16 protein-coding genes, 1 tRNA gene and 1 pseudogene are annotated in these 20696 nt (G+C 50.3%); 4 read left to right on the top strand and 14 right to left on the bottom strand.

The features are described 5' to 3' along the window. Positions 1 to 157 precede the first annotated feature (157 nt). Positions 158 to 1237, bottom strand: coding sequence for an iron-sulfur cluster carrier protein ApbC (apbC, locus tag H4O27_RS01165; protein WP_165008547.1), 1080 nt, complete (start codon positions 1235 to 1237; stop codon positions 158 to 160). 401 nt (positions 1238 to 1638) lie between these two features. On the opposite strand from apbC, the gene H4O27_RS01170 reads away from it, so the two are divergent. Then, positions 1639 to 1797: a DUF1328 domain-containing protein gene (locus H4O27_RS01170; RefSeq protein WP_165008549.1), complete on the top strand. Its 159-nt coding sequence runs from the start codon at positions 1639 to 1641 to the stop codon at positions 1795 to 1797. Positions 1798 to 1922: 125 nt separating this feature from the next. Here H4O27_RS01170 and hpf read toward each other — a convergent pair whose 3' ends face one another. The 7 genes from hpf to H4O27_RS01205 all read right to left on the bottom strand — a co-directional run bounded on the left by hpf (position 1923) and on the right by H4O27_RS01205 (position 7495). Continuing rightward, complete coding sequence (gene hpf, locus H4O27_RS01175) at positions 1923 to 2252, bottom strand: ribosome hibernation-promoting factor, HPF/YfiA family (RefSeq protein WP_165008551.1); 330 nt, start codon at positions 2250 to 2252, stop codon at positions 1923 to 1925. A gap of 57 nt (positions 2253 to 2309) precedes the next feature. After that, positions 2310 to 3671 carry an RNA polymerase factor sigma-54 gene (gene rpoN, locus H4O27_RS01180; RefSeq protein WP_165008552.1) on the bottom strand — a complete coding sequence of 454 codons (1362 nt, stop codon included), beginning with the start codon at positions 3669 to 3671 and terminating at the stop codon, positions 2310 to 2312. 174 nt (positions 3672 to 3845) lie between these two features. After that, complete coding sequence (lptB, locus tag H4O27_RS01185) at positions 3846 to 4580, bottom strand: LPS export ABC transporter ATP-binding protein (RefSeq protein WP_165008554.1); 735 nt, start codon at positions 4578 to 4580, stop codon at positions 3846 to 3848. A gap of 79 nt (positions 4581 to 4659) precedes the next feature. Next, positions 4660 to 5187, bottom strand: coding sequence for a lipopolysaccharide transport periplasmic protein LptA (gene lptA, locus H4O27_RS01190; RefSeq protein WP_165008556.1), 528 nt, complete (start codon positions 5185 to 5187; stop codon positions 4660 to 4662). Beyond that, the gene (lptC, locus tag H4O27_RS01195) at positions 5168 to 5749 is read right to left on the bottom strand and encodes an LPS export ABC transporter periplasmic protein LptC (RefSeq protein WP_165008558.1); all 582 of its coding nucleotides are present in this window, start codon (positions 5747 to 5749) and stop codon (positions 5168 to 5170) included. Before lptC ends, lptA begins: the two co-directional genes overlap by 20 nt. Beyond that, a complete protein-coding gene (locus tag H4O27_RS01200; protein ID WP_165008560.1) occupies positions 5746 to 6282 on the bottom strand; it encodes a KdsC family phosphatase in 537 nt (178 codons plus the stop codon). The genes lptC and H4O27_RS01200 overlap by 4 nt, the downstream gene beginning before the upstream one ends. Before the next feature lie 238 nt (positions 6283 to 6520). Next, positions 6521 to 7495 (bottom strand): KpsF/GutQ family sugar-phosphate isomerase, encoded by a 975-nt coding sequence (locus tag H4O27_RS01205; RefSeq protein WP_165008561.1) that lies wholly within the window; start codon positions 7493 to 7495, stop codon positions 6521 to 6523. Positions 7496 to 7658: 163 nt separating this feature from the next. Between H4O27_RS01205 and tal the strand changes: the two genes are divergently transcribed. Next, complete coding sequence (tal, locus tag H4O27_RS01210; RefSeq protein ID WP_165008563.1) at positions 7659 to 8714, top strand: transaldolase; 1056 nt, start codon at positions 7659 to 7661, stop codon at positions 8712 to 8714. A 100-nt stretch (positions 8715 to 8814) separates the two neighbouring features. On the opposite strand, the gene H4O27_RS01215 is transcribed toward tal, so the two are convergent. After that, positions 8815 to 8891: transfer RNA gene (locus H4O27_RS01215), tRNA-Val, on the bottom strand. A gap of 62 nt (positions 8892 to 8953) precedes the next feature. Between H4O27_RS01215 and H4O27_RS01220 the strand changes: the two are divergent. Next, a pseudogene (locus H4O27_RS01220) lies at positions 8954 to 9309 on the top strand (transposase); the annotation flags it as partial. Between the two features lie 417 nt (positions 9310 to 9726). Here H4O27_RS01220 and carB read toward each other — a convergent pair. The 4 genes from carB to carA form a co-directional block, all read right to left on the bottom strand. Beyond that, complete coding sequence (carB, locus tag H4O27_RS01225) at positions 9727 to 12936, bottom strand: carbamoyl-phosphate synthase large subunit (RefSeq protein WP_165008567.1); 3210 nt, start codon at positions 12934 to 12936, stop codon at positions 9727 to 9729. 316 nt (positions 12937 to 13252) lie between these two features. Then, positions 13253 to 13513 (bottom strand): hypothetical protein, encoded by a 261-nt coding sequence (locus H4O27_RS01230; protein ID WP_165008569.1) that lies wholly within the window; start codon positions 13511 to 13513, stop codon positions 13253 to 13255. A gap of 148 nt (positions 13514 to 13661) precedes the next feature. Continuing rightward, entirely contained in the window at positions 13662 to 14675 is a 1014-nt protein-coding gene (locus H4O27_RS01235; protein WP_165008571.1) for a PTS sugar transporter subunit IIC, read from the bottom strand. 167 nt (positions 14676 to 14842) lie between these two features. Beyond that, complete coding sequence (gene carA, locus H4O27_RS01240; RefSeq protein ID WP_165008573.1) at positions 14843 to 15973, bottom strand: glutamine-hydrolyzing carbamoyl-phosphate synthase small subunit; 1131 nt, start codon at positions 15971 to 15973, stop codon at positions 14843 to 14845. A gap of 361 nt (positions 15974 to 16334) precedes the next feature. Between carA and pilC the strand changes: the two genes are divergently transcribed. Then, a complete protein-coding gene (gene pilC, locus H4O27_RS01245) occupies positions 16335 to 19583 on the top strand; it encodes a PilC family type IV pilus tip adhesin (protein WP_165008575.1) in 3249 nt (1082 codons plus the stop codon). A 109-nt stretch (positions 19584 to 19692) separates the two neighbouring features. Here pilC and folD read toward each other — a convergent pair whose 3' ends face one another. Further along, positions 19693 to 20544, bottom strand: coding sequence for a bifunctional methylenetetrahydrofolate dehydrogenase/methenyltetrahydrofolate cyclohydrolase FolD (gene folD / locus H4O27_RS01250; RefSeq protein ID WP_165008577.1), 852 nt, complete (start codon positions 20542 to 20544; stop codon positions 19693 to 19695). Between the last annotated feature and the right edge of the window lie 152 nt (positions 20545 to 20696).

Genomic DNA, 20696 nt, shown 5'->3' on the forward strand with positions numbered 1-20696 from the left:
GGTGGAATTGTATCGAAGAATAGGTTTATTTGCTATAACGGCGTTGGCTCGCCGCCTTGTCCTATTTTTAAAGTGAATCCACTATAAAATCTAACCCATCAAAAAAGCCGTCTGAAAACTTTTCAGACGGCTTTTGGCATGTTTAATCTTACTTGCTTTATTCCACAACAATTTTCGGGAAGCGGCTGCTGAAGTCTTTGCCTTTATCTGCAATAGACAAAGCCAGTTGGAACGCAGCGTCGGTGTAGATTTTTTCCACTTCGCCGTGGTTTTCCAATAACGCGGCGGCTTGGCCGTTGTCCATTGCTTCGCGTACCGGCAAGCTGAGCGGCAGCTGGCCGAGCAACGGCACATTCAGACGGCCTGCCAAGTCTTTGCCGCCTTCAGTGCCGAAAATGGCTTCGCTGTGGCCGCAGTTAGAGCAAATGTGTACCGACATGTTTTCTAAGACGCCAAAAATCGGAATGTTGACTTTTTTGAACATATCCACTGCTTTGCGCGCGTCAATCAGGGCGATGTCTTGCGGTGTGGTCACGACCACAGCGCCGGTTACCGGAATTTTTTGCGACAGGGTTAATTGAATGTCGCCGGTGCCCGGCGGCAAGTCGATAAACAGGTAATCCACATCGTCCCATTCGCTTTGGAACAATAATTGCTGCAGGGCCTGGCTCAACAATGGGCCGCGCCAAATCACGGCTTGGTCGGTATCCATCAGAAAACCGATCGACATTACTTGAATGCCGCTTTCGGTGGTAATCGGCACCAGTTTTTCGTTTTTGGTATCCGGTTTGCCGGCAGATACTCCCAGCATGGTCGGTTGGCTTGGGCCGTATAAGTCGGCATCCAATACGCCGACACGCGCCCCCATTCGTGCCATGGCGGTGGCCAAGTTGGCGGTGGTGGTGGATTTGCCCACGCCGCCTTTGCCGGAGCCTACGGCGATGATGTTTTTTACGCCTTTGATGGTGGCAACACCCGGTTGCACTTTGTGTGTGCCGACTACGGTGTCGATGCTCAAGTGAATGCCGGTGTCGCCGGTGAAGCCGATGATGGCTTCTTGAATGTGGTCGGCCAATTCATTGCCGATGTGCAAAACGGGATAGCCGAATTGTAGGGTAATGTGCAGGCCGTCTGAATCATGGTTGATGCTTTTGACGGCATTTTCGCTGCCGATCGTGCGTTGTGTGTGCGGAATGGTCACTGTTTGCAGGGCAGTCTGAATTTCTTGGATATTCATGAATCTCTCGGTATGAATGGAATGTGGTGGGATTTACAATTGGGCTGATTGCGCTAAATTCAAGCGCGTGATCGGCTTTGAGTCTCTATGCGCGTATTTTAACAGAGCGGATTTGTTTGTACCGGGTATCGCGATCCTTTCAGACGGCCTTTAACCTGTATTTATGCATCGATGAATCGGATGCTAAGAAAAGTTAAGATGATATTTGGGCTTCTTTTCTCGATATTACATTAATGAATTTAAATGTAGTCTTGTGTAATATGCTTTGTAAAGCTATGAAATATAGGCTTTGGCAGTTGGATTATCGAAAACGGCTGTGTTATTGTGGAGCCATGCGTTCGGTTAACCCGAATCGGAATGCGACACTAATTTTCACTATGAACAAAGCAGAGGAGGCTCCTATGTTACATTATGCAATCGTATTTTTCGTGATTTCCATTATTGCTGCAGTATTGGGTTTCGGCGGTATTGCCGGTAGTGCTGCAGGCATTGCGAAAATCTTATTTGTCGGCTTCTTGGTTTTGGCGGTATTGTCGCTGGTTTTCGGCCGCAAACGCTAAGATAAAATGACGAAAAAAACATTCTGTCGAATGGTTTTTTTATTTGTGTCGTAGAAACGAATAAATTATCCGGTCATAGAAAAATGCCGTCTGAAGATTTTTCAGACGGCATTTTTCATAAAGGTTTATTCTTGTTCGTTGCCAACTACGTCGGCAGGGCGCGGTGCGCGGGCATCGTTGCTTTTTTCTTTATGCTTCAACACCGCACGATCCAATTTATCCATCAATACATCAATCGCGGCGTACATGTCTTGTTCTACTGCTTCAACGTGCAAATCTTTACCGGCTAAGTGCAAATCGGCTTCGGCTTTTTGATTCACTTTTTCAACCGAGAGGGTAATGGCCACGGAAATCACATTGGCGGCATGGCGGTTGATGCGTTCCAATTTTTCAGACACATGGTTTTTAATCGCTTCGGTAACATCAAAATTCAGACCGGTAATTTTCAGGTTCATAATACAACTCCTTCGGTGAGTAAATCCGCCAACGTGACGGACATAAAAATCTTGTGTTCAGCCGATAAGCTTGCGCTTGTGCGCAGGCGGAATATCGAGCGACTCCCTGTATTTGGCAACGGTGCGGCGGGCGATTTCAATGCCTTGTTGTTTTAAGAGCTGCACCAAGGTTTCATCGGAATGCGGCTTTTGCATGTTTTCGCTGTCAATCAATTGTTTGAGCATCGCTTTGATTGCGCCTTGGCTCATGCCTTCGTTGTCGCTGTCGGTACTGACTGCCTGTGTGAAAAAATAGCGTAACGCAAATAAACCGCGTGGGCAAGCTAAATATTTTTGGTTGGCGGCTCTTGAAATGGTGGATTCTGCCAGCTCTAATTCGGCGGCGGCATCTCTGAGCAGCATGGGCACCAAGCCGATTTCGCCGAAGATGAAAAAATCTTCTTGCCGCTCAACGATGTATTCTGCCAAGCGGATAACCGTGCTTTTGCGCAATTCCAAGCTGTCGATTTTTTGGCGCGCTTCGTGCAGTTTTTCTTTCCATTCGGGCGAGGCGTCGTCGATGTCTTGCAGCAGCTCGATGTATTCGCGGTTGATTTGAATTTTTGGCCAAGCCGCTTCGTTGCCGCTGACTTTCCAGCCATCAGCCGTTTCTTTAACCCACACGTCGGGCTGGATGTAGGCGGTCGGCTCGGCGGAAGCAAAACCATAAGCCGGATAAGGGTTGAGTGATGCAATCAAATCCAAGGCCGTCTGAATGGTTTGTGGCGTGGCTTCGGGATACATTTTTTGGAAACGCTGAATGTTTTGCCGGCGGTTTTTGCCCAGTTCGTCAAACGAGCTTTGTATCAGATGGCCGGCCAATTGGCGTTCGGGCGAAGCGGGCAGACGCATGAGTTGCAGCAGAAGGGATTCGGTAATGTCTGCGGCGGCGACGCCGGGCGGATCGAAGGTTTGCAGGATGTCGAGCGCGTTTTGTAAATCGTCTTCATTCAGCATCCAGTCCAGCGGCGTATGGTCGACGACTTCCGACAGGCTGTCGGTGAAATAGCCTTGTTCGTCGAGAAAATCAATCAGAATGTGGACGTGGGCGGCTTCGGTTTTGGAAAGCGGGTGTTCGCACACTTGCGCATGCAGATAGGCGTTGAAATCTTCTTCTTCGGTAACATTGAGCCAAGCATCTTCGGCATCCTCGCCGCCGATTTGATTGCTGTGCGGTAGGGCGGCAGAAAGGCTGCTGTTGAACTCGGCATCGTTAAATTCATCGTATTCGGAGCGTTCGAGCAAGGGGTTTTCCTGCAGCCAGTCTTCTACTTCGCGCTCAATATCTTGATTGGACATCTGTAACACGCGCAAGGCTTGTTGCAGCCTTTGGTTGAGCTGCTGGGTTTGCTTGAGTTTTAAGCCGAAATTGGGATTCATAGGATAAGTAAGTTGCGTTTTATTTTATTGTTTTTACGGTGCGGCACTATCCGCTATGTGCAGGCGGTGGAACATAAAAGGCCGTCTGAAATAAGTTACTACAAAATGAGCGTGGTTACTATTTTTCAGACGGCCTCTTTTCATATTTATCAAACAAGGGCGCGTTTGGCGGCATCAGTATTTAAAGTTTTCGCCCAAGTAAACCGCACGCACTTTTTCATTGTTGACCAAGTCGTCCGGTTTGCCCGAAGCCAATACCGTACCCTCGCTGATGATGTAGGCGCGGTCGCAGATGCTCAAGGTTTCGCGCACGTTGTGGTCGGTAATCAATACGCCGATGCCGCGTGATTTGAGAAATTCGATGATTTTTTGAATGTCGATGATCGCTAAGGGGTCGACACCGGCGAAGGGTTCGTCCAGCAGAATAAAACGCGGTTTCATTGCCAATACGCGGGCGATTTCCACGCGACGGCGTTCGCCGCCCGATAAAGACGGGGCGGGGTTGTGGCGCAGGCGTTCGATGTTCAAATCGGCCAACAGTTTGTCGATTTCGCCGTCGATGCCGCTTTTGTCTTTCAGGCTGATTTCCAAAATAGCGCGGATGTTTTGCTCGACCGTCATTTTGCGGAAAATCGATGCTTCTTGCGGCAGATAGCCCACGCCTAAACGCGCGCGTTCGTGAATCGGCAGGTGGCGCAATTCTTGGCCGTCGAGTGTGACGCTGCCGCCATCGGCGGCAATCAGGCCGACAATCATGTAGAAGCTGGTGGTTTTGCCCGCGCCGTTGGGGCCGAGCAGGCCGACCACTTCGCCGCTTTCGATTTCGAGCGAGAAATCTTTCACGACTTGGCGTTTTTTGAAACTTTTTTGCAGGCCTTGGGCGACAAGGCGGCTGGCTGGTGCAGTCATAATCTGTTCTTTAAAACGGAATCAGGGTTGGATAGGCCGTCTGAAAGTTGGTTCAATAAAAGATTCAGACGGCCTCAGCTTATTGTTTGGTCGAAGTCGGTTGAATCACCACGCTTACACGACCGGATTTGGCCGGCGATTTTACGCCTGCCTGTTTCGAGCCGCCGTGAATGGTATAGACTTCGGTGCGCATATTGTAGGTAATCACCGCACCTTGGGCGACATCGCCGCCGCGCTGCACTTTGGCATTGCCGGTGAGTGTCACCAAGCCGGTGGCCGAAGCGTATTCGACTTGGCTCCCTTGGCCGTTGACCGTGCCTTTGTCGCCGTCAAGCTGCTGGCTGAAGCGCACGGGCGAGCCGTTGGCTTTCATCAGTTGGTTGCCTTTGTCGTTCCGCGAAACGGTGACGTTGGCGGCATTGATGTTCAGCGTGCCTTGTTTGATGATGACGTTGCCGCTGAAGGTGGTGGTTTGGTTGGCTTGGTCGAGCGAGCCTTGGTCGGCTTCGATTTGAATCGGTTGGCGGCTGTCGCTTTCCAGCGCGAAAGCAGGCGCACTGATCACCAGGGCGGACAATGCGGCAGCTTTAAAGATTTTTGGCATCATAAATCGTGGCTTTCACTTTTGATGGAAAATTGAGTAAACCTTTGGTGTGGTCGTAAGTCATGCCGACCGAAGAACCGTGGGATTGACCGTAGGTAAATTCAACCGGATGCTCGGTTTGGGCAAACCGGGCCTGAGTGTCGACATGAATAAATTCGGTTTTGACCGTGCCGGCAGGGTGGGCGGCATCAGCCGGTTTGGTCAGCAATACTTCTTTTTGGAACACGGCAACGCGCGTATCGGTGTTATACAGGCCTTCTTTGCCTTCCACTTGATAAGCGAGCTTGCCTTGTTGATGCACATCCAACTTGGGCGAGCGAAAATGCACGTCTTTGCTGTTGGGCAATTGGAATGCTTCCGTAGCGGTGAAATGCTCTTGCAGGTTGCCTTGCCCGTCAAAACGCTTGCCTTCCATGCCGCCCATCCAATATTGCGGTTCATCGGGATTAAGCTGCACTTCTTCCGTCTGAATCTCGCTGATGCGTCCGAGCCAAGCCGACAGGCCGCCGAGCGCGACGGCCAGAATCAAAGGAAAGGCGAGACTGTATTGCCATTTTATTTTCATTTGACATACTCGTCCAAAGCAGGTTGCAACGTGCCTTGCGCCTGCATAATCAAATCGCACACTTCGCGCACCGCGCCTTTGCCGGCGGGGCGTTGCGTGATGTAGGCTGCGTGTTCGCGCGTAAACCAATGCGCTTCGGGTACGGCCACCGGTAAACCGCAACGCACCATTACCGGCAAATCGACCACATCGTCGCCGACAAATGCGCATTCGTGTTCCGCCACGCCTGCTTGTTCGCGCAATCGGGCATAGGCTGCACGCTTATCGCGGATGCCTTTGAAGTAATAGGCAATGCCCAATTGCCGAACGCGAATCCCGACCGACGGTGCATCCCGGCCGGTAATAATGGCCGTCCGGACGCCGCGCTCTGCCAGCATTTTGATGCCGTGGCCATCGAGCGTGTGGAAAGATTTGATTTCTTCGCCGGTGTCGCGGATGTAGATATGACCGTCGGTCAATACGCCGTCCACATCTAAAATCAACAATTTGATAGCGGCGGCGCGCTGTTGCAATTCGGGGGATAAGCTCTGCATGGCGGATTCCTTGTTCAGACGGCCTATTCTAGCATAAAGGCCGTCTGAAACGTTTTGGGTAGAATAAACAATGCGTAAATTTTTGCAGCCTGATAGCTTTGCAAACTTCCTGTCTTGGGCGCATTTTTTCGTAAGGTGCCACTCGAAAGCTTGCCTGTTTTTTTGATATGTTTGGGCGTTCTGTGCCGTGCCCGCTTCCGGCTGCGCTCAAGCTCAGGGCTTTGCCAAGGTCTCAGCCTTACACAATACGCGCCATCAGCAAATCATGCATATTGAGCGCACCGATTAACAGGCCGTCCGAATCGGTCACCAACAGGCCGTTCACATGATTGGCTTGCATATGCTTCAAGGCTTCGGTGGCGAGCTTGTCGGCGGCGATGGTTTTCGGTTCGGCGTGCATGATGTCGTTGACGGTCAAGCCTTTGAAATCATCGCGTTGTTGGAACAGACGGCGTAAATCGCCATCGGTGAATACACCTTTCAGACGGCCTTCATCATCGGTCACGGCCAACATGCCCAAGCCTTTTTCACTCATGCGCACAATCGCGTCTTTGAGCAAGGTGCCGCACACCACCGCGGGCAGTTCGTCACCGCCGTGCATGATGTCGGCTACGCGCAGCAGCAGACGTTTGCCCAAGCTTCCGGCCGGATGGCTGAGCGCAAAATCATCGGTGGTGAACGCTCGCGCTTTCAGCAATACAATCGCCAGTGCATCGCCCAGCGCCATCACGGCGGTAGTGCTGGAAGTCGGTGCCAAGCCGAGCGGGCAGGCTTCTTTCGATACCGAAGCCATGATGTGGATATCGGCATGACGCGCCATAGTTGAAGTCGGGCGGGCGGTGATGCAGATTAAGGTGACGTTTTTGCGTTTCAAGGCCGGAATAATCGCCGCAATTTCATCGCTTTCGCCCGAATTCGACACCGCCATCACCACATCGCCGTCGACAATCATGCCCAAATCGCCGTGCGCCGCTTCCGCCGGATGCACGAAAAAAGCCGGTGTGCCGGTGGAGGCCATCGTAGCGGCCATTTTGCGGGCGATGTGTCCCGATTTGCCCATACCCATAATCACCACACGGCCTTGGCAATGCAGCAAGGTTTCAGCAGCCTGAACAAAATGTTCGTCCAATTCGCCGGCAATTTCATGCAAGGCTTCCGCTTCGATATGCAACACATCGCGCGCCCAAAGTAAGTAAGATTCGATAGTTGTCATTATTGTGTCCGTCAAAAGGTGATACTGTTCAAAGGCTGGAAATCAAGGTATAGTAAAAATCCATCGGTTTGACTATTTATCGCGATAGCGAATGATTTGGAAATCTCATTCGCTATACTAAAACAATACAAGACTAAACCCGCTCAACCAAAAGGATTCAGAGATGACTATTTTATCGGACGTTAAAGCATTAGGCCAACAAATCTGGTTGGACAACTTATCCCGCTCGCTGGTGCAAAGCGGCGAATTGGCCGAAATGACCAAGCAAGGCGTGTGCGGCGTGACTTCCAATCCGGCGATTTTCCAAAAAGCCTTTGCCGGGGACGGACTGTATGCCGATGAAGTGGCCGCTTTAAAAGCGCAGGATTTGAGCCCGAAAGAGCGCTATGAAACCTTGGCGATTGCCGATGTACAGGCGGCTTGCGATGTGTTGCTGGCCGAACATGAATCTACCGGCGGCAAAACCGGTTTCGTCAGCTTGGAAGTGGCGCCGGAATTGGCCAAAGATACTGCCGGTACCGTGGCCGAAGCCAAGCGTTTACACGCAGCCATCGGTCGTAAAAACGTGATGATTAAAGTGCCGGCTACTGATGCCGGTGTGGAAGCGTTGGAACAATTGGTTTCAGACGGCCTGTCGATTAACCTGACCTTGCTGTTTTCCCGTGCGCAAACCCTGAAAGCCTACGCCGCTTATCAGCGCGGTATTGCCAAGCGTGTGGCCGCCGGTTTGCTGGTTGATCGCATTCAAGTGGTGGCCAGCTTCTTTATTTCGCGTGTCGACGCCGCTTTGGATGCGACCTTGCCGGAACATTTGAAAGGCAAAATCGCCGTCGCCTTGGCTAAAGCCGCTTACCAAGATTGGGAACAATTCTTCAACGGCGCCGAGTTTACCGAATTGGCCGCTAAAGGTGCCGACCGTGTGCAATTATTATGGGCATCGACCGGCGTGAAAAATCCCGACTATCCGGATACCTTATACGTCGACAGCCTGATCGGTGCGCACACCGTCAACACCGTACCGGATGCCACACTGAAAGCCTTTGTCGATCACGGTACCGCCAAGGCCACGTTGACCGACAACACCGATGAAGCCTTGGCGCAACTGGCCGAAGCGGAAAAACTCGGCGTTGATTTGGAAGTCTTGGCAACCCGTTTGCAGGAAGACGGTTTGAAGCAGTTTGAAGAAGCCTTTGATAAACTGTTGGCGCCGTTGGCTTAAAGTTTGATTAGGATAAATGAGGCCGTCTGAAAAAATGATTTTCAGACGGCCTCATTCATAAACAGCCGTTTCTGAATCGTCAGAAACGGCTGTTTCGATATGGTAGGCACGATCGGATTCGAACCAACGACCCCCACCATGTCAAGGTGGTGCTCTAACCAACTGAGCTACGTGCCTGTGATGGAAGCCGATTATAGGCGTGGCCGCTTGCTTTGGCAAGGCCGTCTGAACGGTTTGGCCACTCGAAACCCTTACTGAACGGCATAACCGAATACACCGCCGTATATGCCGGCAAAGGCTGCGACAGCAAAGCCAATCGGGAATGCTTAAACACAAAAAGCTTTCGGACGGCATCATACGTAAAGCCCGCCGTGGCCGCCCCCTAACAGACGAAGGCAAACAACGCAACCGATACTTATCGGAAACCCGTTATGCGGCGGAACAGGGGTTCGGTACATTGCACCGCAAGTTCCGCTGCCATAGGGCAACATATTTCGGCTTACGGAAAGCGAATGCGCAAAGTCATTTGAAAGCGGTGTGTTTGAATTTGCCCGAAGCGGCAAACAAATTCAGCCTCGTTGCGCCTGCTGCCTGAAAAGGGGAGCACCCGGGAAATCGGGCGCTTGGGCGGCAGGATTCGGGGGAGTTTAGGGAAATCTGTGTGTTTGGAGAGGAAATAAAGGTTACTTGATAATTCAAGTAACCTTTATTGTTTGGGAAAGGGAATTTTGCAAAGGCCTCAGGTGTAGGAAATTGTCGGGTTGTTTACACTTTATTATTCAAAACAGCTTTTGTTTTTTGCCCGAATGATTGTTTTAGGATTTTTGAGCATTATCAAGAACCATGCGGCTTTGCCGTGCCTTTCGGCATTCTTGGCAACACTCGAAAATCCCAACATGGGTCTTCCAGCAAATAAAGCAAAAGTGTAAACAACGCTAGGATTTTCTACGTCCCAGGCCGTCTGAAAACGAAATATGCGCTTTCAGACGGCCTTTCTTTTCACACAACTGACTTATTTTTTCAAACGCCCGTGTAGCTCTTGTACGCTGTACACGCCCAAGTGATCCCGGCTTTTTGCGCCTTCGCTCATGGCTTCGCCGCCGGCAACGGTGGTGTATTGCGGCACACGTTGGGTCAGCGAGGTGCGGCGGATGCTGTGGCTGTCGGCGATTGCCTGGCTGTCGTTGGCAACGGTATTGATGACCAGCGAGATTTCGCCGTTTTTGAGGGCATCGACGATGTGCGGACGGCCTTCCAATACTTTATTAACGGTTTGGACAGTGATGCCCTGTTCCGCCAGATAAGCAGCCGTGCCACGGGTGGCGCACAGGCCGTAGCCCAGGGCTTGGAAGTTTTTCGCTGTTTTGAGAATCAGCGGTTTGTCTTCATCACGCACGGCGATAAACACTTTGCCGGTAGCGGGCAGGCGTTCGCCTGCGCCCAGCTGGGCTTTGTAGTAGGCTTCGCCGAAACTTGCGCCCACGCCCATCACTTCGCCGGTGGAGCGCATTTCGGGGCCGAGAATGGTGTCCACGCCGGGGAATTTGATAAACGGGAACACGGCTTCTTTCACGGCGTAGAAATCCGGAATCACTTCTTTTTCAATGCCTTGTTCTTTCAGCGAAATGCCTGCCATTGCCCGTGCGCCGACTTTTGCCAACGGCACGGAAGTGGCTTTGGACACAAACGGTACGGTGCGTGAGGCACGAGGGTTCACTTCCAATACGAACACCACGCCGTCCTGCACGGCAAACTGTACGTTCATCAGACCGACCACACCCAGTGCATACGCCATGGCTTTGGTTTGGCGGCGGATTTCGTCTTGGATTTCTTGGCTCAAGGAATACGGCGGCAACGAGCAGCCGGAGTCGCCAGAGTGGATGCCCGCCTGTTCGACGTGCTGCATAATGCCGCCGATAACGACATCTTTGCCGTCTGAAACGCAGTCCACATCGACTTCGATGGCGTTGTTTAGGAAGAAGTCGAGCAGCACGGGGCTGTCTTCGGAAACCTGCACCGCTTCACGCATATAGGTTTGCAGCTGTTCTTTGCTGTGAACCACCTGCATGGCACGGCCGCCCAAAACGTAAGACGGACGGACGACCAGCGGATAGCCGATTTCTTCCGCTAAAACAAGGGCTTCTTCTTCGTTGCGGGCGGTGCGGTTCGGTGGTTGGCGCAAGCCTAAGTCGTTCAATACTTTTTGGAAGCGTTCGCGGTCTTCGGCGGCATCGATGCTGTCGGCGGAGGTGCCGATAATGTTCACGCCGTTTTCCACTAAGGCGTTGGCAAGTTTCAGCGGGGTTTGTCCGCCGTAATGCACAATCACGCCCCACGGGTTTTCTTTTTTCACGATTTCCAACACGTCTTCCAGCGTCAGCGGCTCGAAATAGAGGCGGTCGGAAGTGTCGAAGTCGGTGGAAACGGTTTCGGGGTTGCAGTTGACCATAATGGTTTCAAAACCGCTTTCACGCAGGGCGAGGGCGGCGTGAACGCAGCAGTAGTCAAACTCGATGCCTTGACCGATACGGTTCGGACCGCCGCCGAGAATCATGACTTTCTTGTTTTCAGACGGCCTTGCTTCGCATTCTTCTTCGTAAGTCGAATAGAGGTAGGCGGTGTCGGTGGCAAATTCCGCTGCACAAGTGTCCACCCGTTTGTAAACAGGGTGCAGCTTGAGGGCGTAGCGGTGTTCGCGCACTTCTTTTTCGGAAACGTTTAATAATTGCGCCAAACGCTTGTCGGAGAAGCCTTTGCGTTTCAGACGACGTAAGGCAGCGTAATCCAAATCGTTCAGGCTGCCTGCGGCAACGGCGGCTTCTTCTTTCATCAAATCTTCGATTTGTGCCAAGAACCAAGGGTCGATGGCGCAGATTTCGTGGATTTCCGCCAAGCTGAAACCGGCACGGAAGGCATCGGCGACAAACAGCATACGTTCGGGGCCGGGGTTGGCTAATTCACGGCGGATTTCAGCTTTGTCGAGCGTGCGGGGGTTGAAGCCGCACAAACCGGTTTCCAGTCCCCGCAGGGCTTTTTGGAACGATTCCTGAATGGTGCGACCCATCGCCATCACTTCGCCCACCGATTTCATCTGCGTGGTCAGGCGGTCGTCTGCCGCCGGGAATTTTTCAAAGGCAAAACGTGGGATTTTGGTAATCACATAGTCAATCGAAGGCTCGAACGAAGCGGGCGTTCTGCCGCCGGTGATGTCGTTTTGCAGCTCGTCCAAAGTGAAGCCCACCGCCAGTTTCGCCGCCACTTTCGCAATCGGGAAGCCGGTGGCTTTGGAAGCCAGTGCAGATGAACGGGATACACGTGGGTTCATCTCGATGACAATCATCTCGCCGTTGGCGGGATTGACGGCAAACTGCACGTTCGAGCCGCCGGTGTCCACGCCGATTTCACGCAATACCGCTAACGAAGCGTTACGCATGATTTGGTATTCTTTGTCGGTGAGCGTTTGCGCCGGCGCAACCGTAATCGAATCGCCGGTATGCACGCCCATCGGGTCGAAGTTTTCAATCGAACAGATGATGATGCAGTTGTCGTTTTTATCCCGCACCACTTCCATTTCATATTCCTTCCAACCCAAAACCGACTGCTCGATCAGCAGCTCGTGGGTCGGCGAAGCATCAAAGCCCCGTTCGCAAATCGCCAAAAATTCATCACGGTTGTAGGCAATGCCGCCACCCGAACCGCCCATGGTGAAAGACGGACGGATCAGCGTCGGAAAGCCGACCTGTTCCTGCGCCGCCAACGCCTCGTTCATGGTGTGGCAGACAAACGATTTCGGGCAGGAAAGCCCGATTTTTTCCATCGCCTCTTTAAAGCGGCCGCGGTCTTCGGCTTTGTCGATGGCATCTTCGGTCGCACCGATCAGCTCGACATTGTATTTCGCCAACACGCCGTTGCGTGCCAAATCCAAGGCACAGTTCAACGCCGTCTGTCCGCCCATGGTCGGCAACACCGCATCAGGACGCTCTTTGGCAATAATCTTTTCAACCGTCTGCCACATAATCGGCTCGATATAGGTAACATCCGCCATTTCAGGGTCGGTCATAATCGTGGCGGGGTTGGAATTGACGAGAATGACTTTATAGCCTTCCTCACGCAACGCTTTACATGCTTGCGCTCCGGAATAGTCAAACTCACAGGCTTGGCCGATGACAATCGGGCCAGCGCCGATAATTAAAATGGATTTTAGGTCGGTACGTTTAGGCATGGTGGGTCTTTCTTCAAAATTATTGGCAATTAATTTTATTCAATTGATCTACAAGTTGTTGTTGCTGTTCTTGTCTGATTTGTATGTCTTGCTCGGTTAATTGGTAGTGATACCATCCCCCTGAAGACTTGGATTTTAGTTCTTCTCTAATATTATCTAGTTGTTTCTGTAAGTGTTGCTGCATTTGCAAACAGGAGTTTTTATTTTCTACAATCGATGAAAGTTTTGAGTTTTCATTAATTATTCTTTGGTTTGTATTTGCAACTTGAGTGCTATTTTGTATGCAGCGATTAAATTCTTCACGAGATACATAACTTTATTTTATTGAGTTTTCTAAATTTCTCTTTTCAGTTTGGCAGATAGCAAAATTTTTCTCGGACGTGGATTTTTCTGTCTCTAGTTTGTTTTTTTCTTCTTTTAGATCATTAATCTGCCGAATATATGATTCTTTGTTTTCCTTATGGGAATAGTCAATAATAAACCATGCTGATATAACACCAATGAAGAATCCGATGATAATTCCAGTAAACGTTTCTTTTTTTGACCATTTGGTTGCTTCGTTGTGAGAAATAGACATGATTTATATTCCTTAAAAAATGCCATTTGAAAAAAGCTGTAGCAAGCGTAGGTGGGGCGTGACCCAAAAATTTCTTAAACGCCATGGTTGTGTTGGGTTTTCAACCCAACCAACAATATCCCTACAAATTCAAAAGGCCGTCTGAAACTCAAACGTCCAACTTCAAATCCCCATCTTTAATCCAGTTTTTTCTACGCATAAATGCGGCAATAATCAGCGTCAATACCGCAGGCAACACAAAATGCAGCAGGCCAATCGCCAGCCAAACGGCCGGGGCGTTTCCCATGGCGTTGATAGTGCCGACTTGACCGACCAAGCCGCTGGTGCCCATGCCTGCTCCGCCGGGGATGTTGCTCATTTGAAAGCCGACGGTGGCGACAGGGCCTAAAATCGCGCCGCTGAGTGTGGGCGGTATCCAAATCAGCGGGTTTTTCACGATATTGGGCATTTGCAGCATGCTGGTGCCCAAGCCTTGGCTGAGTAAGCCCGACCATCGGTTTTCTTTAAAACCCATTACCGCAAAACCGACCATTTGTGCGCAGCAGCCGACGGTGGCCGCACCTGCCGCCAAGCCGCTGAGTGATAGGGCGATGGCGACGGCGGCGCTGGAAACGGGCAGGGTCAGAATCATGCCCATCAACACGGCAACGATAATGCCCATCAACACCGGCTGCAATTCTACTGCCCACATAATCAGCGCGCCGGCTTGGGTCATGGCGGCGGCGATAAGGGGGCCGGCAAACTGGGCGGCGGCCATGCCGCTGATTAAGGTAGCGGCCGGGGTGGCGATGATATCAATCGGGGTGGTTTTGCTGACCAGTTTGCCGGTTTCGGTGCCGACGGCAACTGCGATAAAACAGCCGACAGGCCCGCCGAGTGCCGCACCGGCCAAGCCGACGATGGTACCGGCGAACAAGACCAGCGGCGGGGCTTTCAAGGCATAAGCCACGCCTACACCGATGGCCGCACCCATGCCGGCTTGTGCTTGGCCGCCGATTTCGACCAGCCAAGGCAGGTTTGTCCAGCCGCCGACGGTTTTTAAAATCAGGCCGATAATCAGCGAGCCGAACAGGCCGAGCGCCATGAAGTTCAGCGCATCAATACCGTAGCGGCGCAAGCTGAATTCGATGTTTTTTTGTGCGAGCAGGGTTTTGATGTCCATTTTTCCTCTTGATGAACATGCCGTCTGAAAAAATAAAGGCTTTCAGACGGCCTTTGAATACATGCGTGAAGCAGTCATCAGTATAGTTTTAATATTATTTTGAGATGGGATCGTTATTTTTCAGACGGCCTCTTTTATTCCGTTAGAGGCCGTCTGAACACGCAGCATTACGCCTTAGCCGCTTTGATGCTGTCGATAAATTTGTCGAACAGATAAGCCACATCGTGCGGGCCGGGGCTGGCTTCGGGGTGGCCTTGGAAGCTGAATGCCGCTTGATCGGTCAGTTCGATGCCTTGCAGCGAGCCGTCAAACAATGAGCGGTGGGTTACTTTGGCGTTGGCGGGCAGGGTGTCTGCGTCCACTTCGAAGCCGTGGTTTTGGCTGGTAATCATCACTTTGCCGCTTGCCAAGTCTTGCACGGGGTGGTTGGCACCGTGGTGGCCGAACGGCATTTTGCGGGTTTTGGCACCGATGGCCAAACCCAATAATTGATGTCCCAAACAAATGCCGAACAGCGGTTTTTTGCTGGCGAGCAACTCTTTAACGGCGGCGATGGCGTAGTCGCAAGGTTCAGGGTCACCGGGGCCGTTGGAGAGGAAAACACCGTCGGGATTCAATGCCAATACGTCTTTGGCGGGCGTTTGGGCGGGGACGACGGTCAGGCGGCAGCCCCGTTCGGCGAGCATACGCAGGATATTGGTTTTCACGCCGAAATCGTAGGCAACCACGTGATACGGCTGATTTTCAGGCTTGGTGTGACCTTGACCGAGTTTCCATGTGCCTTCCGTCCATTCGCAGGCTTCTTTGCAGCTGACTTCTTTTGCCAAGTCTTTGCCGACCATGCTGCCGAATGCGGCGATGAGTTCTTGTGCTTTTTCAACGGTGGCGTCTGCGCCGGTGAGGATTGCGCCGGCTTGCGCACCTTTATCCCGCAGAATGCGGGTCAGGCGGCGGGTGTCGATGTCGGCGATGGCAACGGTTTGGTTGCGTACCAAGTATTCTTGCAGGCTTTCGGCGGCACGGAAATTGCTGTGTAAAAGCGGCAGGTCGCGGATAATCAGACCGGCGGCGAATACGCTGTGGCTTTCAGTGTCTTCAGAGTTGGTGCCGGTGTTGCCGATGTGCGGATAGGTAAGGGTAACGATTTGTTTGCAGTAAGACGGGTCGGTCAGAATTTCCTGATAGCCGGTCATGGAGGTGTTGAACACGACTTCGCCGGAAGTCGAGCCGTTATAACCGATTGATGTGCCGTGGAAAACGCTGCCGTCTGCGAGAACCAGAAGTGCCGGAGTTGTCATGATGAATTCCTGTCTTGCTTTGAAATGTTTGATATGAGGCCGTCTGAAAAAAGAAAGAGCGTTTCAGACGGCCTTCGGAATACGGTTAAAAAAAAACACGTCACACAATATCGGGAACATTGTGTTACGTGCTTTTTCAGGCATTTCTGTTTATGCCGTAGAAGCACTGCATTTTAAGCGAAAACATGGTTTGGTTCAAGCCTAAAAACGGGTACATGGCAGAAAAAAGCGATAAATGGCTGTTTCATTTTTGTCATCAATTTGCCGTGTAGCCGGCTAAATTGGTGCAAAGGCCACCTATTATGCAATAGAAATGATAAAATCAGGTTTCGACAAACAATAACAAACGGTTTGTATTTCCATGAAATCTAAATCTAAAAAACATATTATTGGGAACCGCGCTGCGCGCAAAAACAGTGTTCGTCCGATTATTTTGAGCGTGGCATCGGCATTGTCGCTGGTGCCGGCGCAGGCGGCATATGCTTCGTTTGCGGCAACGCCTTTGGGTTTGCAAAATAAGACGGAAACTTCAGGTCAGTTAGCGGTAAAACATAACATTATGTTTTTTATCGATGACTCGGGGAGTATGGCGTTTAACGTTGATGGTACAAAAACAACTGCAGTACCTCCCGCTGAGCAGCGTTTAACCATTGCTAAAAATGCTTTAAATAGTGTTTTAGATAAATACAAAGACGAATTTTATTGGGGTTTGCAAACCTTACATAATAATGGTCGTTCAGATACAACAGATTTTTCAACTCCTTGGACGGAGATGAAAAATAAGGTCAATCGAATTTCTGCCAGTAATGGTACGCCTACAACGCGCCGATATTATGAAATTGTCAGTAATGTGGTGATGCCTAATGTGCAATACCGTTGTCAGAAATCTTATGTCGTATTAATGTCTGATGGTGATGCCAATTTGAGTTGTAACTATAATTCTCGATATAGCAAAGTTTCTAACTTCACATATAATCAAGGTAGTTATTATTCGGATTACTATAATCGTACAATTAATCTAGGATCAGAGGCAAATTTTGCTGATTCATACCGTTATTTCGGAGTGCCGGCTAACAGTGGTTCCTGTTTTGATATGACGGGCGGGTCATACAGCACATTCTGGGATCGAGAGGGTGGATTAGGCTTTTTCAGTCAGCGCTTAGCCAATGACGATTTTAAAAAGACGGGTGTGGATAAAGCCGGTGTGAGTTGGAATGGTGATCCTAATGTTGACCCTAAAGGTACAGATTTCAGTAAGCAGCTTGTGCAAACCTTTACTGTAGGGTTTGGCGGAGGAATGACCGCAGTAGGGCAAAAATACTTAACACAAGGTGCTAGCCGGCCGGAATGGTATTTTAATGCACGAACTCCGGATTCGTTATTGAAAGCGTTTGCCACCATTGCAGAGAGCATTCAAAATGATAGTGCCAATATTGGCTTGGTGGGTGCCGGCACTGTAGCACCGGCTAAGACCAGTAGCGGTATAAGCGGCATGGCGGCAAATGTAGAGTTAGATTCTGGAACATGGAGCAGCCGTCTGCGCTTTTATGATGTGGATAAAGCGACAGGCCGGGTGAAGGCCAATCCAGCCAAATACCCATTATTCACAGAGCGTCAAACTTTAATTAATACCGATGGTGTAAATATTTATTGGGCTAACGATTACACATCTTATGGTAATAATGCCCTGTTTGGCTTGGGCTCAAGTGCGAAAGAAGATGAATGGAAGAGCGCTTTAGTGCCGTGGGTTATCCGTACTGGTAATGACAATGATATCGCCAATCGTTACGGCAAGGCGCAAGGCTACAGTCAAGATTATCGAGAACGCAAACCTACTCAGGAAAATCCGGATACACGTAACTTGGGTGATATTATCGATAGTCCGGTCTTGACTATTGGTGGCGGTACTGCAGACGGTTTGGTTAACGGACGTAATGAATTTTTGGTGACTGCTGCAAATGACGGTATGGTACATTTGTTCCGTAGCCATAATGATCAAAATCCATATAGCTTGGCTTTAAGCTACATTCCTGCTGCGATGGAGCGAGGCAGTGAAAGTGATAATTATGGCGGTCGGAATATTGCCCATACCCTGAAAGAAGTTGCGGACAAAGATTATGGCGATGCTGCCCATCCTCACCGTTATTTGATTAATGGTGGTATTGTTGTCCGACGCACGGCTAATGATACTAACGTTAAAGGTCAGCAATCATTTATGTTTGGTGCGATGGGGCAAGGTGCGCGTGGTGCATATGCTCTGAATATTGGTGGTAAGAATCGTGTTACCGGTGAAAATATCGGATTAAATGCGGCCCCGTCATCTTGGTTGAGTCAAGTACCACTATTTGAGACAAAGAAAACCAATGAAGATACGGCTAATGGTAAACCACATTATATGAATATGCTTGGTTATACGGTCGGTACACCACAAATCGGGCGTATTGCATTGCAGCGTAAAAATGGCGCGGTAAATTTTGAAGAAAGCACCCGTTATGGTGGCTTCTTAGCAAATGGTTATGGCTTGAGACCCTCGAATTCGACTGAAACGGCTTTGTATGTTTATGATATGTTGGGGCAAAGTGCCTATGATGGTTCAATAAATGGTGCCATGGCTGGCGATGTGATTCATAAATTTGAGATTGGCGGCCATGCAGGCTTATCCAGCCCAACATTAGTGGATACCGATTTTGATGGCGTAGTTGATGTTGCTTACGCGGGTGACTATGCGGGCAATATGTATCGCTTTGATATGCGTGCAGATTCGACATCAGGCTGGAAAGCGACCAAAATTTTCTCAGGCAACCCGTCTCAGCCGATTACTTCTGCGCCTGCGGTTTCCCGCCTTGCGTCCAATAAATACGTAGTTATTTTTGGTACGGGTAGCGATATTTATCAAGAAGATATTAATGATAAAAATCAGCAAGCAGTATATGGCGTTTATGATGATTTGACTGTAGAAGCGCCGGCTGCTGTTTCCGTAAGTGATTTGCAGCAGCAGGATTTGTCTGAAACTGGCGATGGTTTCCGTCGAATCACCAATACCAATGCAATCGCAGAAGGTAAAAAAGGTTGGTTTGTACCTTTGGGTGCCAATGATGGTGAACGTGTTGTGGTAAAACCGACCATGATTTTGCGTACAGCAGTCGTCAGTACACGTATTTATAATCAAACCACCAAGCCACCACAGGGTAATTCTGAAGATGTTTGCCGCGTAGATAGCAAAACCACTGAAACTTCAAGCTCAAGCTGGATTTTGGCATTGAATGCCGAAACCGGTGGTGCTTTAAAGAAAGCCGATGCGCGTTTGAAATTTATTCAACAGGCTGATTCGGCTGCTCCTTATTATGCAGGAATGAAGTATGACGGCATTACCAGCTTTACCTATATGGATGCAACAAAGTTGAATGATTCTCCGGTAACGCGAGATGGTGATAGCGGTGGTTCAGGCACTGACCAACCATTCAAAGCGCCGAATAGTGAAATTCCGAACAATAAATGTTTTAGTCGTGACGCGGTTCGCGTGTTGCTAACGAACAAGAATGAGAGCTTCGATGTCGAAGGCCGAATCTGCGGTATCCGCCGTCTGTCTTGGCGTGAAATCTTCTTCTAAATTAAGGTAATAAAAATGAAAGGCCGTCTGAAAGGTTTGTAAAAATCTTTCAGACGGCCTTTGCCTTTAATGTGGTGAACAGTTTATTGAAAATCTAGCGTTTCAACTTTTAATCATGCAATTGTGCAGCGTGTAAGGTGTTTTCCAAAAGCGTGGCAATCGTCATCGGGCCGACGCCGCCGGGTACGGGAGTAATCATGGCCGCGCGTTCTTTGGCGACATCAAATTCCACATCGCCGCACAAGCTGCCGTCTTCCAAGCGGTTGATACCAACGTCGATGACCACGGCGCCCGGTTTTATCCATTCGCCTTTAACAAAATTCGGGATGCCGACGCCGACCACCAAAATATCGGCTTGAGCAACTTCTTCGGCCAAATTTTCTGTGGCGCTGTGGCAGATGGTCACGGTGGCGCGGGAAAGCAGTAATTCCAATGCTTGCGGGCGGCCGACAATATTTGAAGCGCCCACAATCACGGCTTTTTTTCCTTTAGGGTCAATGCCGTAGGCTTCGAGAAGCGTCATTACGCCTTTAGGGGTGCATGGACGCATTAACGGCATTTTAACGACCAAGCGGCCAACATTGTAAGGGTGGAAACCGTCCACGTCTTTATCCGGCAAAATGCGTTCCAACACGGCTTGGCCGTCGATGTGTTTCGGCAAAGGCAGTTGCACCAAAATGCCGTCCACTTCAGGATTGGCGTTTAATTCGTCCACCAGCTTCAGCAATTCGTCTTGCGTGGTTTCGGCCGGTAATTCGTAAGACAAAGAAGCAATGCCTGATTTTTGGCAGGCATTTTTTTTATTGCGCACATAAACCGCGCTGGCCGGATCATCGCCGACCAAAACCACGGCCAGGCAAGGCGTGCGCAAGCCGGCAGCTGCGCGTTGTCCGACTGCTTGGGCGACTGCCGCCAAGCGTTGTTGGGAAACTTCTTTACCGTTGATTAATTGAGCAGTCATGTTCACTCTCTCGTTGTCAGGGAAGGGGGATGGAAAATCGGGTAATTATCTCATTTTTAAGCCGCTTTTTGCATTATTTATCTTCAGCTTTATCGCGATTATTTTTTCAGCCGACCTAGTATATTCCTAAAGGGTAAAAAAAGAGTGCCGGA

This window comes from Neisseria yangbaofengii (assembly GCF_014898075.1).
Lineage (GTDB): Bacteria > Pseudomonadota > Gammaproteobacteria > Burkholderiales > Neisseriaceae > Neisseria > Neisseria yangbaofengii.

What these genes read in the sequence shown, in the direction of transcription:
- folD (WP_165008577.1), bottom strand. Translation starts at nt 20,544, where the DNA reads ATGACTGCTCAATTAATCAACGGTAAAGAAGTTTCCCAACAACGCTTG.
- H4O27_RS01235 (WP_165008571.1), bottom strand. Translation starts at nt 14,675, where the DNA reads ATGGACATCAAAACCCTGCTCGCACAAAAAAACATCGAATTCAGCTTG.
- tal (WP_165008563.1), top strand. Translation starts at nt 7,659, where the DNA reads ATGACTATTTTATCGGACGTTAAAGCATTAGGCCAACAAATCTGGTTG.
- carA (WP_165008573.1), bottom strand. Translation starts at nt 15,973, where the DNA reads ATGACAACTCCGGCACTTCTGGTTCTCGCAGACGGCAGCGTTTTCCAC.
- lptB (WP_165008554.1), bottom strand. Translation starts at nt 4,580, where the DNA reads ATGACTGCACCAGCCAGCCGCCTTGTCGCCCAAGGCCTGCAAAAAAGT.
- pilC (WP_165008575.1), top strand. Translation starts at nt 16,335, where the DNA reads ATGAAATCTAAATCTAAAAAACATATTATTGGGAACCGCGCTGCGCGC.
- carB (WP_165008567.1), bottom strand. Translation starts at nt 12,936, where the DNA reads ATGCCTAAACGTACCGACCTAAAATCCATTTTAATTATCGGCGCTGGC.
- apbC (WP_165008547.1), bottom strand. Translation starts at nt 1,237, where the DNA reads ATGAATATCCAAGAAATTCAGACTGCCCTGCAAACAGTGACCATTCCG.
- H4O27_RS01205 (WP_165008561.1), bottom strand. Translation starts at nt 7,495, where the DNA reads ATGACAACTATCGAATCTTACTTACTTTGGGCGCGCGATGTGTTGCAT.
- rpoN (WP_165008552.1), bottom strand. Translation starts at nt 3,671, where the DNA reads ATGAATCCCAATTTCGGCTTAAAACTCAAGCAAACCCAGCAGCTCAAC.
- hpf (WP_165008551.1), bottom strand. Translation starts at nt 2,252, where the DNA reads ATGAACCTGAAAATTACCGGTCTGAATTTTGATGTTACCGAAGCGATT.
- lptA (WP_165008556.1), bottom strand. Translation starts at nt 5,187, where the DNA reads ATGATGCCAAAAATCTTTAAAGCTGCCGCATTGTCCGCCCTGGTGATC.
- H4O27_RS01200 (WP_165008560.1), bottom strand. Translation starts at nt 6,282, where the DNA reads ATGCAGAGCTTATCCCCCGAATTGCAACAGCGCGCCGCCGCTATCAAA.
- lptC (WP_165008558.1), bottom strand. Translation starts at nt 5,749, where the DNA reads ATGAAAATAAAATGGCAATACAGTCTCGCCTTTCCTTTGATTCTGGCC.
- H4O27_RS01170 (WP_165008549.1), top strand. Translation starts at nt 1,639, where the DNA reads ATGTTACATTATGCAATCGTATTTTTCGTGATTTCCATTATTGCTGCA.
- H4O27_RS01230 (WP_165008569.1), bottom strand. Translation starts at nt 13,513, where the DNA reads ATGTCTATTTCTCACAACGAAGCAACCAAATGGTCAAAAAAAGAAACG.